Source organism: Paralcaligenes ureilyticus, from assembly GCF_004346225.1.
GTDB classification, from domain to species: Bacteria; Pseudomonadota; Gammaproteobacteria; order Burkholderiales; family Burkholderiaceae_B; genus Paralcaligenes; species Paralcaligenes ureilyticus.
Genome location: NZ_SMAJ01000006.1, coordinates 221,305 through 235,763 on the forward strand (window position 1 = coordinate 221,305; position 14,459 = coordinate 235,763).

Below are 14,459 nucleotides of genomic sequence, written 5' to 3' on the forward strand. Positions count from 1 at the left end.
GTCATCAGACCCCGCGCCTGCGTGAGGATAGCGACTGCAGGCCCAGAAACACGCCGACAGACACCAGAATACCCGCGAGTATGCCAAGCAGGGCCAGCAACATAGGGTGCTTGATGGCAACCAACCATATCTGGGCATACCAGGGCAAATCTCCCACCATATACTGCCCGCCGATGGATGCCGATTCGATCTTGCCGTCACGCGCCACGACCAGACCGCCTTTCATCACGCTGACCTTGCCGGGATCGTCCAAGGCATTGACGACATCCAGCAAGCCTTGTGGATCGGTGCCGGTCAGAGCGACGATGCTGCGCGACTTTTGCAGCGGCGATTGCAGGCCCATCAGTATGCCAAGCCTGCCGTCTTGACTCAGAGTCACATCTTGCTTGCCCAGTTTCGAACCGCCGCCCGCCTTGTCCATCAGACTCACCGCATAACGCTTGGGTTCGCCGGCGATCGGCGGCAACGCCGCTATGCGCAAGGCGGATACGGAGTCCCATCCCTCAAGAAGCGCCGCCGACGGGCCCGAACCAATAACGATCAAGTCCTTGTCCAGCGGCGCCCTGACCTGACTCGAATGCAAAACCTGGACACGCATGGCGGGAATCCCCGTCCACTTCCCCATATAGCCCAGCACCGTGAGCATGGCTTGCAGATCGCTTGAGTCGGGATGATCGGGAATCACGATCGCAGTGCCGGCCAGGTCGGCCAGCGTGGTGAACGGAAAGCCGCTATTGGCGAAAAACGCCAGATTCGGCATCACGGCATAATGGGCAAAACCGCTGAAATCGATGGTCGAATCCGGGTCAATCGCCGCACGCGCGGGGTTGTATGCAAGACCTGAACACATGCCGCTTTTTTGCGAATCGAGCGTGAACTGCAACTGCAATTGATTATCGCTGCCCACGCGGAATGCCGGGATGTTGAGCGCATTGCCGGAATGGCTAGCGGCGTCGTTGAGCAAGGGCACACGCAGAAATCCGAAGCCTGACTTGTCTTCTTCGGGCCGCCGCGGAGTCAGCCGATACGATTTCACCAGTTCATCGTTGATATTGACGGTAAGCATGGAGTCGTTCACGACCGACGGCGCGGTGTAGCGGTATTTCAGGTCCAGCGGCACGCCATGGCCCGTCCATCCAAACAAATCCGCCGGCACGTGCATGTCGATGCGTATTGGATCGGGCGACCCGCCCCGCACCTGCAAGACATCTGGACTGGCCACTATATTCTTGAATTGGACCGGCCCGTCCAAGGGCAGCCACTTGGGTGCATCATAAGGCTTGCGGGGCGGCCCGATATCCACCCGGTCTACGGTCGTTCGCGCGCCGGCCAACACCGCCTTGCCCAGCACCAGCGCTTCGGCCGCCGTCTGCACCTCCTGATCGTTGCGGCCTGAAATCAGCAAAATCTTTTTGTCCGAGGTGCCCGGGTTGCTCAAAATGGCAATCGTCGGCCCGTCAACCGCCGCTATTTTGAGCAGGGGAGGCAAGTCGGCCGCTTTGCCTATCAGCACCACATTTTTATCGGCAGGAATCGCATGCACCACCGGAAACCGAGCGCCGCGATAGTCGGTAAGCACGCCAAACCAGGACGCAACGACCCCGGCGCTGCGCAGTAATTGGTCATTGGGCGCAGCCCCCAGCATAAAGGGCAAGACAAGGCGCGTGGTGTCGCCACGATCAAAAAACGGTGCCGGCAGCAAACCCAGATCATTGGGCAGCGCTACCGCCTGTTCATCCAGAATCAATTCGCTCGAAGGGCTGATGTCGACCCACAAAGCGGAATTGGCCGGGTCCTCGCACTTATCGATGGTGTAATGGGCCACGGGCTCGAGGGTTATTTGATTGAAGCTGGTAAAAAACAGCGGATTCAGCTCGATTTGCTGCGTAACGGGACTGCCGGCATTGGCCGCTGTGAACGGCACGGTCGCGACAACCTGTTGATTAACCAGCACCCGGATGTGCGAAACCGAAAACACCAAAGCGGGTGAGTAAGAGTAGGTCAAGCGTAAACGTGCAGCGGTTACCACGCGATCAAGCCTTATTCCCACCCCTATGGACTTGCTGTCAGTGATGCCCTTTAGATGTATAGGCCGAAAAGCGCCCAGTTTAGAAAAGGGCAACGTAACCGTCTCATAAACGCCCCCCTGTGCCACCGCGGGCTTCGATCGCGCTGCGGCGGACGAAGGCAGCACCGTCGAAACAATGCCGGCGCTGGCCGCCTGCCCGCCGTCCTCCGGCGGCTGCGCCGCCACCGCGATGCGGCCTGCCATGGCAACACAAAACAGCAATATAATCAGGCCGCTTCTCATGACGCCATTTCAGCGGGAAACAGTAGATGAAAGAGCGCCACGCGTGAAGCATCCTGCTATACACCAACCGTATATAGCAAGGCGGACTCGTACCTTGTTTGAAGGAAATATGGCCACGTTTTTTCTTACCTGAATGGCCATTGCTATAAACATGCCATCCAGGCGGATAGCATCCGATACACAATCTATTACAGGCGGCCAAGCTCGTCAGCGAAATATAACAAGGCAACGTCAGTTTATATGCGTTGAACAAGCCACTTCGAACAGCCTATTTCGAGCTATCCCGCCTTAATAAGCGCATCGAAAAAGCAACCGTAACGGGCGCTACGGTGTAAAGTTTCGTACAGAATTTTGATGGCACCCACAAGGGGTGCCACTACGGAAATCAAAAAATGGCAGCCTCAAGGGCTGCCACTACAAAAACGGGCCGTTTTACCAAAACACCCCCGCCTTACAGCTCTCCGTAAGAATGCAGGCCCGACAGGAACATATTGACGCCCAGGAAGGCGAAGCTGGTAATCAGCAGACCGCCCAAGGCCCAGTACGCCGCCATGCTGCCGCGCAGGCCTTTCATGAGACGCATGTGCAGCCAGGCCGCATAGTTCAGCCAGACGATAAGCGCCCAGGTTTCCTTGGGATCCCACTGCCAATAGGTGCCCCAGGCGTCGGCGGCCCACAGCGCACCCAGGATGGTGGCCAATGTAAAGAAGGCAAAGCCCACTGCAATGGCCCGATACATGATGTCGTCAAGAATTTCCAGCGACGGCAGCTTGTTGGCAATCGGCCCGCGCAAGGCCAATATCGCCCCCACGATAATCGCGCCTAAACCAAAGTACAGCACCCAGACTATCGACAGCTCTTTCTCGCCGAACACAAAGGGCTCGGCGCACAGCACCGCGCCCAGAATAAACAAGGGTATCAGCCGGGCCCGCGATGCAGTCTGGCCATGCTCCTTGATCAGGTAGGCAAAACCCACCATCGCGGCCAGGGAAAATGTGCCGTAGCCGATAAAATTGGCCGGCACATGCAGCTTCATCCACCAGCTTTTAAGCGCCGGCGTAAGCGGTTGGATGGCAAAGGCATCACGCGTAAACGAATACCAGAGCAGAAAAATCACCGCGGAGCTGACCACCATCAGCACGAAACCGCCCAGTGCGCGCGTGGCATAGCGCCGCTCGTAGTACAGATAGAACAACGCCGTGATGAGGGAAAACAGTACAAATACTTCATACAGATTACTGACCGGAACGTGGCCGATGTCGGGGCCCAGCAAATGCCCTTCGCGCCAGCGCACCAGCATGCCCGTTACCCCGGCGTATACGGCGCCCCAGGTAAGCACCGTGCCCAGCCAGGCGGCCGTGTTGCTGAAAATACCTATCCAATAGCAAACCGTAGCCAGCACAAACAGCGTACACATCCACAAAATGGCCGATTGCGACGAAAACAGGTACTTCAGAAAAAACACATGTTCGGCGCGGGTAATATCGCCCTGCCCCAAGCCGCCGCCATTGCTATACAGCCAAATGGCGAACAGAGCACTTAAGCCGCTGGCGATGATCAGCGTGCGGATCGGCCGCCACAACCATGCGAGCCAACTGAACGCGGCTACCGCGCCGCACAGGATCACCTTCTCGTAGTAGTCCATACTGGAGCCAAAATGCAGCAGCGCATAGGCTGCGCCGCCCGCCAGCACCAGGAAGAAGACAATATCCGACCAGTCCGGCCGGCCGCGATGGCCGCGAGAGTCGCCGCTGGACGTCATAGCGTCCTGCCACATCGGGAAGCCCGGTTTGATGATGGTATCGGTCATTGGAAACCTCTTTACGTAGACAAGCGCCCGATCGCATCCTTGAAGCGGTCGAACTCATGTTGAAAATCGAGCGTGCGGCGTTGCGAAGTCATGGCGGCGAGCAAGTCGCTGCCCTGCCCCTTGGGCTTGATCCACACCCAAATCCGCCGATCCCGAATATAGAACATCGAGAATACGCCTAATATTAAAAGGATGCAGCCCAGATACACCGCATTCTTGCCTGGGCTGCGCGCTACCTGGAACACGCTGGCCTGCACCTGATCAAAACCCTTGAGCGTCATAAACACCGGCGCCGGATAGTCGGGCAAATTCGCCAGGGCCAGCACTGAAAGTTGAATCCATTTGCTGGCCGCCTCAGCCGCGGGGCCGGTATGGTCGATGGGAGCAAGCCCGGCGTTTTCGCGTTCTATATCGCGCAGCTCGACCAGGCTTAACTGAATCATGGGTACCGCAAAGCCCAGAATTTTCTCGCGATCCGCCTCGGGAACCTTCTGGACGATGGCATTAAACCCACCCCGGGCGAAAGTTTCGAGCGCGCCCGCGGCAGCTTTTTGCAGCAAGGGGCGTTGTGCCTCGGAGCTGGCATTTTTAGCGGCAAAGCGGCCCGCCGCCTCGGCGCGCATGACAGGGTCATGCAGGGCCGCCCGCAGGCTCATGAATTCGCCCACCGAATTATTGGCGTCGGCCGGAATGCGCAAGTACCGATAGCTGGCGCCCGGATTATCACGCACGCCCGCCAAAAATACCGAACTGCCGTCAAGTGTCACGGGCAGCATGTAATTATTGAATTCGTGCGATTGCCCGTCGCGGCCCACCACACGGTACTGCACGCTAGGCCCCACATTGTGCAGATTGGCGTTTTTGGCCCCCGCGGCGCTACCGGTTACCGCCGCAACCTGAGCCAGCATGGGCTTGGGCTGAGGATTGGCGTTTTCAGACAAATTCTCGACATTAATCGTGCGCAAACCCGATAGGTCGAGTTCGACACGCCCGGCCTTCGGGTCGTCGCCCATCGTAATCTCGGTTGCTTTACCCACTGTGCCATTCACGTCAAAGGGCTTGTCTTTCGACCCTACCAGGGGATAGCCCACCAATTGCAGCTTGCTGCCGCCATCATCGAAACTCGATTGATATACGGTGACCCCTTTGTAGCGCAAAGGCTCGTTAACCTCGATCGTACGGTCAAATTTTTTGCCTGTTGCCGGATCGGTAACCTCGACCACGCTTTTGAAATTACTAGGCATTCCGGTCGAATAATAACTAACCATGAATTTTTTAAGCTTGAGCACGAACGGCAAAGGCTGGATCAGCACGCCATTATCGACGCTGACAATACCGCTGTTGGTTTCGCTGCCTTCGGGAACCAGCATATTCGCGCGAAAACTGAGGTTGCCGCTGGGCAGACGCCCCGATTCGGGAACCTGGGAAACCAGCATGTTCTGTGTAATCGGCGTCTTGCCCAGCCACACTTGCAGGCGAACCGGCAGTTGGCTGTCGATCAATCCGCCTATGCAGATAATCACGATCGCAGCATGGGCAAAGATATAACCCAGGCGATTGACGCTGCCTTTTTTGGCGGCAATCATCACACTCTCGCCGTCCTGCCGCAATTTATAGCGGTAGCCCTGGCCAGACAACCATTGCTGCACGCGTCGCTGATTTTCGGCCGGCGCCACGTCGGACGCGCACTCCAGCCGATGATGAAACGAGCGCAAGCTGCTCTCGCGTATATATTCACGAAACGAGCGCGCGTCGCGCACCATTTTGGGCGAATTGCGGAACAGGCAAATACCGGTGGAAACCACCAGGAACGTCATGATCAACAAAAACCACCAGCTGTTGTAGATATGCCAGATGGAAAACTTGTCAAACAACGCGAACCAGAACGGTCCGAACTGATCGATGTACGCGCTGGGGGCCTGGCCTTGCTGCAGCACCGTGCCAATCAAACTGGCGATGCAAACAAACATTAACAAGCTGACGGCAAAGCGCATTGAGCCAAGCAGTTCGAGAACATCGGAACGCCAACGGCGCAAAGAAAAAATTTGGTTCATCTCAATTCGATAAAAAAGGGGAAGCGTCAACGACAGCTTCCCCCCTTAGTTCGGCTGCGCGGATACTGATCCGCACTCGGCCTGGCCCTAACGCAACCCTGCGGCGTAGTCGGCTACGGCCGCGATATCGGTGTCGGACATACGATCGGCGATATCTTGCATTATGGGGTTGTTGGCGCGATCGCCACTGCGAAACAGTTTTAGCTGTTCTTCAATATAGGCGGGATGCTGGCCCGACAAACGGGGAAATTCTCCGGGCATGCCGGCGCCATTGGCCGAGTGGCAAGCCGCGCATGCGGCAACGTTGCGATCGGGCAAACCGCCGCGCCAGATGCTCTGCCCAAGTTGCACCGTATCTTTCTTGCTTGCCGTGGCCGCCGTTTTGGGGTCAAGCGGCTGCTGCGCCAGATAGTAGGCAATATTTTGCATGTCGGCCGGTGTAAGGGCCGCCGCAAAATTCGTCATGACCGTATTCGCGCCGTTTGCGCCGCGGCGCGATGGGGCTGATTTAGCATCTTTGGCGCGAAAATCACCTAGCTGCTTGACCAGGTATTCGTGCGGCTGGGCCGCCAGATTCGGGTTGGACGGAATGGTGCTGTTGCCTGCCGCGCCATGACAGGACATACAGGCCAAAATTCCTCGCGCCGAGTCGCCTTTGGTATAGAGCTGTTCGCCCTTGGCGGCATCGGGTTTGGGGACCCCGACCGCTTCGGCGGCATAGGTGACGCTAACAAGGGACGAGCCAAGCAACACGCCGCTGGCAAGCAATAGTCGGAAAAACACACGCTTCATGAAAACCTCTACGATCGCAATTCGATCCGGGCGACAAACGCCGCTGTGGTCACTGTGATTAGATCAGTTTTGCCAGAAAGAAGCCCTAATGACCCTAATCACAACAGTTTCAAACCTGCGATTATACAATAGCAGCTGAATTCAACCGACCTAGGTACACCCGTGTCCATTTTGCACCGCGCCCGTTTCACTGTTTCGGCAGCCCGCCTGGATCAGCTACCGGCGCCCACGACCGCCGAAGTCTGTTTCGTCGGCCGCTCCAATTCCGGCAAATCGTCGGCGATCAATGTCCTGACAAACCAACGGCGCCTGGCATTTTCCAGTAAAACACCTGGACGCACACGCCTGATCAATTTATTTGGCATCCCCGATCCCATCGACCCCGACGCATCGCTCGGATTCCTGGTGGATCTGCCCGGCTATGGCTACGCATCCGTCGCCCGAAACGCCCGCGAAGACTGGGCCGACGTGCTGGGCGGCTATCTGCGCGAGCGCGAGTCGCTGGCGGGCATTGTGCTGCTCATCGACATCCGCCGCGGCGTCACCGACCTGGACCGCCGTCTGACGCACTGGATCGCCCCTACCGGGCGCCCCGTTCTGGCGTTGCTGACCAAAGCCGACAAATTCCCTTACGGTCAGCGCATCAAGGCTGTCTTTGCCGTCAGAAAGGAATTGGCCGACATCGGCGCCCTGAACGCAGTACCGTTTTCGGCCACCCATCGCATTGGACTCGAAGAAGCCACAGCCCATATTGAAAACTGGATCTCTCCCAAGATCGTGCCTTGATACCCTTTTCCGGCCTTATACCTCTGTTTCCCGAGAATTTTGATGACTTCCTTTATTGTTTCCGCCGACTTCCCCATTGCCCGCCCGCGGCGCAACCGCCGCGATGAGTTTTCGCGCCGCCTGGTGCGCGAAAATGTGCTGACCGTCAACGACCTCATCTACCCGGTATTTGTCAGGGAAGGCCAAGGCGTGCGCGAGCCTGTGCCCTCCATGCCGGGTGTAGTTCGCTACTCGCCCGACACCTTGCTCGCGGCCGCCGAAGAATGCGTCGCCCTGGGCATTCCGGTACTGGCCCTGTTTCCGGTCATCGACCCCGGCCTCAAAACGCCCGACGGTATTGAGGCGACCAACCCCGATGGCTTGATTCCGCGCACGGTGGCAGCTCTTAAAAAGCGTTTTCCCGAATTGGGCATTCTGACCGATGTCGCACTCGACCCGTATACCAGCCACGGACAGGACGGGCTGATCGACGCCGACGGCTATGTGCTAAACGAACCCACCGTAGACATCCTCACGCGCCAGGCGTTGACTCAGGCCGCGGCCGGCGTGGACATTGTCGCCCCCAGCGACATGATGGACGGCCGCATTGGCGCCGTCCGTCAGGCGCTCGAAGCCCACAAACACATCCACACCCGCATCATGGCCTATTCGGCCAAATACGCCAGCGCCTTTTATGGGCCGTTTCGCGACGCGGTGGGCTCGGCCGTCAATTTGGGCAAATCGAACAAGGCCACCTACCAGATGGATCCGGCCAATCGCAACGAAGCACTGCGCGAAGTCGCTCTGGACATCCGCGAAGGCGCAGACATGGTCATGGTCAAGCCCGGCATGCCATACCTGGACATTCTGCGCGACGTGAAAAATGCGTTCGGCATGCCGACCTATTCCTACCAGGTCAGCGGCGAATACGCCATGATCAAGGCAGCGGCGGCCAACGGCTGGCTGGATCACGATAAAGTGATGATGGAGTCGCTCATCGCCTTCAAGCGCGCGGGGGGCGACGGGATACTGACGTATTTCGCGGTTGCGGCGGCGAAGCTTTTAAAGGAACAGTCGTAAGATATTTCACGTGCTTTGGGCAGAACGCCCGGGCCACTTCTCAGTCTACGTGGGGGCAAGTGTTAACGGAAGAAAAGTTTGAGGAGCGCAGCGACGATCTTTTCGGAGTTAATGCTTGCCCCCACGTAGACTGAACATAGAACGAATAAACCGGCGCGCTACATACCCAAGTTCTATATAATAAATAAATCTAAGAATGCCACGAACCTGATGGCGTCCATACAAATTTCCTGCGGGGAAAAAGGGCAACGACGATGCGCATAGGCATTATTGGTGCGGGAGCCGTTGCATACGGAACTGCCGCCTTTCTGGCACAGGCAGGGCACGATCCCATGCTCTGGTCGCCCTCGGGCAAGCGCACGGTCGAATTGGCGGCGGGCAAGCCGCTGGTTGCAAAGAGTGCGATAAACGGGAGTTTCCCTGTGCGCGTTGCCACCAGTTGCGCCGATGCCGTCGAGCAGGCCGATGCGGTGATGATCGCGCTGCCTGGGTATGGCCACAAGTTTGCGCTCGAAGCGGCCGCGCCTCACGTACGCGAGGGGCAGCCCGTCATCATCAGCTCTCACACATCGTTTAGCGCCTTGTATCTGTCCAGGCTGCTGGCCGCTCGCGGCATTCGCGCTCCCGTCATCGCATGGGGAACCACCCTCACGACGGGAAGCCAGACCAGCCTGACCGAGGTAAACGTGAATACGGTGCGCGAGAAGCTCGATCTGGCGACCGTCCCGCAAAGCGCTATCGATGACGGACACGCCCTATGCACAACGCTCTTCGGCAACCGTTTCGTTAAACGCGATGGACTGCTGGCGATCGCACTGAGCAACCTGAACCCTCAAAACCATCTCGGTATCGCCTTGCTGAACCTGACTCGCATGGAGCGCGGCGAGCAATGGGGCCAGGGGGAGAACATCACCCCCACCGTGGGCCGGCTGATCGAAGCGCTGGACGAGGAGCGGCTGGCCATTGCGAAAGCCTTCGGACTATCGGTCAGAACGGTAAGGGAGCATTTCTCGCTTTCTTTCCATGTCCCCATGGCAGGGGTATCCGAAATGAACCAGGAAATGCATCGTCAAGGCAGAGGCGGCTTCGGCCCCAAAACAGTGAACAGCCGCTACATCCTCGAAGATGTGCCGTTCGGGCTGCTGCCAACAGTTCTTCTTGGCCGTCTCACGGGTAGCCCGGCCACCTTGCACGAGTCGGGCATCGCCATTTTCTCTGCGGCCTATGGAAGAGACTTTACGCAGGAAAACGATCTTTTGCCGGCACTTGGCCTGGAACAGTTGTCGGCAGCGGAACTGCAAAGGCTTGCGCGCACAGGCTACCCGCCCGTTTAATTTTTGCCGGTTTATCCAATAGTGTGCTGTTTGGCTAATGCACAAACCAGCCAAACGGCGCACTAGGCAGGCCCGAAAGCGCCGCCCATCTTGCAACAAGCCGCCGTACCGTTACCGTGTTAACGGCCCTTGAGAATCATGTCGAACGCGGCCTGCGCAAGTTTGCTTTGCGGGTTGTACAACTCGCACAATAGATTAAAGTGATTGCAGTGAGGCGCTTCGATGCGCTTGACCGAAATGCCTTTGCCACGACAAGCCGACTCGTACGCATACGTCTGGTTTTTGAAGCCGTCCGTTTCCAGCCCCCCCACGGCCAGTAAAACAGGCACGCTCACATCGGGCAGTTGAAAGAGTGGGCTAAGACGTTCGGCCTGTTCGGGGTGCAATTGCAGCCAGTCGTTAATGTAAATATCGCATAGGGGGCGAATGTCGTAGAGCCCGCTTAAACTCAGGACGCCTTTGACCACGTCCTGGGGCAGATTGAATTTATCCTGCCAACCGGGCGCGGCCAGCATGCCCGATAAATGGCCCCCTGCGGAGCTGCCGCTTACATGGATGCGATCGGGATCAACGCCGTACCGGGCGGCATTTCGATATAGCCAGGCAACAGCGCTGCGCGCCTCGCGCACGGCTTCAGCCAAAGTGGATTCGGGCAGCAGCGTGTATTCAAGCGTACAGACCGCGATGCCGGCCGCTGTAAAAGCACGGGCCATGATAGGCGCGTCTTCCTTGGCCTGCGAATGCCAATAGCCGCCATGGATAAACACCAATAGGGGCGCCGGCTGTCTGACGGAGGTGACCGGAAATAAATCCAGGCGTTCCGCCGCACCTTCTCCGTACCGTAGATCGTAAATGCCGACGCACTCGTTATTAATCTCGCGGGCAAGTTGGGCGTATTCGCGCATGCAGGCATCGAAGTCCGATACGGAAGCGCGTGCGCTGTATTGCTTTGCGCGTTCGGCGAGATCGGAAAAATTCAGTTCGAACGTGTGTTGTGGCATTGACTATCCGATACGGGGCATGAGGCTCGATACTATTCCTGGCCCGGAGTAGAAAACCTGTGCGTGGTTTATTTGCTCGGAAATCTTACCTGAAAATTGGCGTTGTGCGCATGGAGTGATGTTCCAACGCGGTCTTGTAGCGACAGGCCTTGTGCCTGTCATCGATGCAAAACACGGTTTTAGTTCACTTCTGATTCTGTGCAGGGGCGGGCATTAACTCCGAAAAGATCGTCGCTGCGCTCCTCAAATTTTTCTTCCGTTAACACCCGCCCCGCCCAAGAATGCGCAAGAACAGGAACGCACAAAAACGCATCTGTTTGCACGCCAACAGCACGCGCTAACGTTTCGCCTGAGCCGCCAACACCCGATCGAGCACCGCACCAAATTGCCCGGCGTTTTTAAAGCCGATAACCCGCGCATCAGGCAACAACCGGCCTCGGGAATCGAAAAACATAATGCCCGGCGGCCCGAACAGCTTGAAGCGCTTGAGCAAGGCGCGATCATCATCCGTATTCTTGGTGACGTCGGCCTGCACCAGCAAGAACTGCGACATCTTTTTCGCAACAACCGGATCGCTAAAAGTGAGTTTTTCCATCTCTATGCACGACACACACCAGTCAGCGTAAAAATCGAGCATAACCGGCCGGTCGGTACTGGCCAGCAGCTTATCCAATTCGGCCACCGACGCCACCTGGGTGAACCGCGCACGCATGGCGTTGGTGTTGGCGGCAGGCAGCCCGGGTCCGGCGTTTGCCGCAGCCAATGATCCCGCAGGCGCAGCGCTGCCGCCCGCCTGGCCCACCACTCGAAACACACCCAGCGGCTGCAACAAACTACGCCCACCCGCGGCGACGCTGATAATCAGCAAAGCCATCCATAGCGCCAACAACAGGCCCAGCGTCTTGCGTAGAAAATCGCCTAGCCCGGGCTCAGCCGGAAGAGCCTCGAACGCGCGCAACATGACCGCGCTCCACAAGCCCAGGAAAGCCCAACCCAGTATTGCCAGCCACGCGGGCACGATGGAATTGACCATCCACCAGGCCGTCGCAAACAGCAACAAGCCGAAAAAGCGGTTGACGCCTTCCATCCAGGCACCCGCACGGGGCAAAAGAGCGCCTGACGAGGCGCCCACCACAAGCAGCAGCAGACCCTCGCCCCAAGCCAGGGCAAACAGGGCCAAGCCGCCCAGAACGAGATTACCGGTCTGAGAAATAAACAGCAGCACGCCCGCCAGAGGAGCCGCGATGCAGGGACCCACGATCAATGCCGACACCATGCCCATCAGGAAAGCGCCGCTATAACGGCCTCCCGGTATTTTTGACAGCCTGTCGTTAAGCGCCGACTGCAGACTGCTCGGAACCTGCAGGGTAAAAACACCGAACATGGCCAGCGCCAACAGGCCAAGCAACACGGCAAAAAGGGTCAGCACCCACGGAGTCTGCAACCATACCGACAGACTGGCGCCGATCAGGCCTGCAACCACTCCCAACACCGTATATACCAGCGACATGCCCAGCACATACGCCGCAGCCAGAGATAAGCCGCGCCAGCGCGACACGTGAACGCCGCGGCCGGCGTCACCTGCCACGATCGCCAGCAGGATGGGCACCATGGGTAACACGCAAGGCGTGAATGACAGCAGCAGGCCCAGGGCAAGGCACAATACAATAATCTTTACCCAGCCCGCGCCCACCAAATAGCTGGCAAAACCCACATCGCCCATATTCAAAACCGAACCCAAACCGGTGGCGCCGCCCTCTGCCGCCCCGGCCACGCTGTGAGCCCCTTCGGGCCTGGGCTCCGGCACGCTGGCGACCACGCCAGGGCCACTGACGCTATAGCCTTGCGCCGTAGGAGTCAACGCCAGCTCGGTCGTCATGGGCGCGTAGCACAATCCCGCCTCGGCGCAACCCTGGCCGGTGACCGCCAGCTTCAGCGGTGTGGTCGCGCCGGGTTTGAGCGGCACGCGTATCGTGATTTGATCGTGATAGATCTCAAGCTTCTTGTCGAAGGTGGGATCGTATTCAACAATGCCCGCAGGAAACTGCGGCGTACCCAGGCGACTGGCATCAGGGCTTAGCGCCAGCTCGAACCGTTCGCGATACATATAGTATTTAGGCGCGATCTTGTAGTGCACATCCAGCTCGGTGGGGCTGGCCATCGCCGCCGAAAACGCAAAAGCCTGCTCAGGCTCAAGGTAGTTTTCCTCGGCGTGCGCAGCGCCGCTGTATAGCATAAATACAGACAGCATCAGCGTGGCGGCGAGCGCCAACGCCGCGCGCCACGGACTATAAACGTGCGCACGAGCATCCTTGCTGTACGAGCGCGACACATGCTGACTGGAGCATCCGCCTTTCGCGCCAGCCCACAGAATAAAGTCGTTCATTAATTGATTTTTCCAGTTCTTCACCAGCGGCATTGCACATGTGCCGCCGCCCACGGAGGACTTCGCGAACATCGGCACCCAACGCCAGATACCTGCCACCGTCCGCCGCTTCACGATATTAGCCCAATAGCCTGACCCGCGCCCGCTATGCCAAAGCCGTTCGCTCGCGCACCCAATCCACGTAACTCGCCAGGCCGCCCAGAACGGGCAAAACCAGAATTTCCGGAACCTCATCAGGGTGCAACTGCCGCAAACGCGAGACCAATTCATGAACTCGCGCGCGCGTGGTCTTCATGGTGAGCGGAATTTCTTCGCCACCTTCCAATCGGCCGGCCCACATATACATGGACAACCCTGCCGCGCCCAGGTTCACGCATGCCGCAAGACCTTCTTCAACCAGTACATGCGCAATCCGCTTGGCCAGCAACAGATCGGGTGCGTTGCTAATGACCAGGACAAGATCATCGGGCGCCATAGCAGAATCGCCATGAGCGAACATGCGCAAGATGTCCTCGCCTGGCGCAGGCGGTTTAATCGAATTCGGCATCTTCGTTCCGGTATTTGGTTGACACCACCTTATTTTATCGGAGCTGGCAGGAATGTTTTGTAGCTCCACCCCTTGTGGGTGGCAAAACCGTCATGTCATGTAGCGGTAGCCCTTGTGGCGGCCAACATTGTTGACGACCGAGGCCGCATTTATAAACGCCATGCCACCCACAAGGGGTGGCGCTACATGAGCGACCATCACCTCACCCAAACCCACCAACGACCCCACAAACACCCACCACACGAGCGTCGTGGGCGGTTAAGGTGGGGCGGGCGATTCGGGCACGCCGCGCGCAGGGCCGGCTTCGGGGATGCAAGGCGTGCGCTGTTTGAGTGGGACGTTTGCGAATAGCCCAGTGGGCTATTCGCCCCACGAGTTC

Annotated in this window: 10 protein-coding genes; 3 read left to right on the forward strand and 7 right to left on the reverse strand. The window is 58.1% G+C overall.

The features are described 5' to 3' along the window. Window positions 1-4 precede the first annotated feature (4 nt). From bcsB to EDC26_RS10530, 4 genes are all read right to left on the reverse strand, one after another. Entirely contained in the window at window positions 5-2,272 is a 2,268-nt protein-coding gene (gene bcsB, locus EDC26_RS10515) for a cellulose biosynthesis cyclic di-GMP-binding regulatory protein BcsB (protein ID WP_165930991.1), read from the reverse strand. A gap of 490 nt (window positions 2,273-2,762) precedes the next feature. Then, a complete protein-coding gene (gene ccsB / locus EDC26_RS10520) occupies window positions 2,763-4,121 on the reverse strand; it encodes a c-type cytochrome biogenesis protein CcsB (protein WP_165930992.1) in 1,359 nt (452 codons plus the stop codon). 11 nt (window positions 4,122-4,132) lie between these two features. Further along, a complete protein-coding gene (locus EDC26_RS10525) occupies window positions 4,133-6,175 on the reverse strand; it encodes a cytochrome c biogenesis protein ResB (protein WP_132582284.1) in 2,043 nt (680 codons plus the stop codon). A gap of 87 nt (window positions 6,176-6,262) precedes the next feature. Then, the gene (locus EDC26_RS10530; RefSeq protein ID WP_132582286.1) at window positions 6,263-6,967 is read right to left on the reverse strand and encodes a c-type cytochrome; all 705 of its coding nucleotides are present in this window, start codon (window positions 6,965-6,967) and stop codon (window positions 6,263-6,265) included. A gap of 162 nt (window positions 6,968-7,129) precedes the next feature. Between EDC26_RS10530 and yihA the strand changes: the two genes are divergently transcribed. From yihA to EDC26_RS10545, 3 genes are all read left to right on the forward strand, one after another. Then, complete coding sequence (gene yihA / locus EDC26_RS10535) at window positions 7,130-7,753, forward strand: ribosome biogenesis GTP-binding protein YihA/YsxC (protein ID WP_132582288.1); 624 nt, start codon at window positions 7,130-7,132, stop codon at window positions 7,751-7,753. 42 nt (window positions 7,754-7,795) lie between these two features. Beyond that, window positions 7,796-8,812 (forward strand): porphobilinogen synthase, encoded by a 1,017-nt coding sequence (gene hemB, locus EDC26_RS10540; protein ID WP_132582290.1) that lies wholly within the window; start codon window positions 7,796-7,798, stop codon window positions 8,810-8,812. A 254-nt stretch (window positions 8,813-9,066) separates the two neighbouring features. Beyond that, on the forward strand, window positions 9,067-10,146 hold the full coding sequence (locus EDC26_RS10545; RefSeq protein WP_132582292.1) for an NAD/NADP octopine/nopaline dehydrogenase family protein: 1,080 nt from the start codon (window positions 9,067-9,069) through the stop codon (window positions 10,144-10,146). 119 nt (window positions 10,147-10,265) lie between these two features. Here the strand turns inward: EDC26_RS10545 and EDC26_RS10550 are convergent, their stop codons facing one another. The 3 genes from EDC26_RS10550 to cutA all read right to left on the reverse strand — a co-directional run bounded on the left by EDC26_RS10550 (window position 10,266) and on the right by cutA (window position 14,008). Beyond that, window positions 10,266-11,147 (reverse strand): alpha/beta hydrolase, encoded by an 882-nt coding sequence (locus tag EDC26_RS10550; protein WP_132582294.1) that lies wholly within the window; start codon window positions 11,145-11,147, stop codon window positions 10,266-10,268. Window positions 11,148-11,484: 337 nt separating this feature from the next. Next, a complete protein-coding gene (dsbD, locus tag EDC26_RS10555; RefSeq protein ID WP_243700871.1) occupies window positions 11,485-13,533 on the reverse strand; it encodes a protein-disulfide reductase DsbD in 2,049 nt (682 codons plus the stop codon). A gap of 145 nt (window positions 13,534-13,678) precedes the next feature. Then, window positions 13,679-14,008 carry a divalent-cation tolerance protein CutA gene (gene cutA, locus EDC26_RS10560; RefSeq protein ID WP_132582340.1) on the reverse strand — a complete coding sequence of 110 codons (330 nt, stop codon included), beginning with the start codon at window positions 14,006-14,008 and terminating at the stop codon, window positions 13,679-13,681. Window positions 14,009-14,459 lie beyond the last annotated feature (451 nt).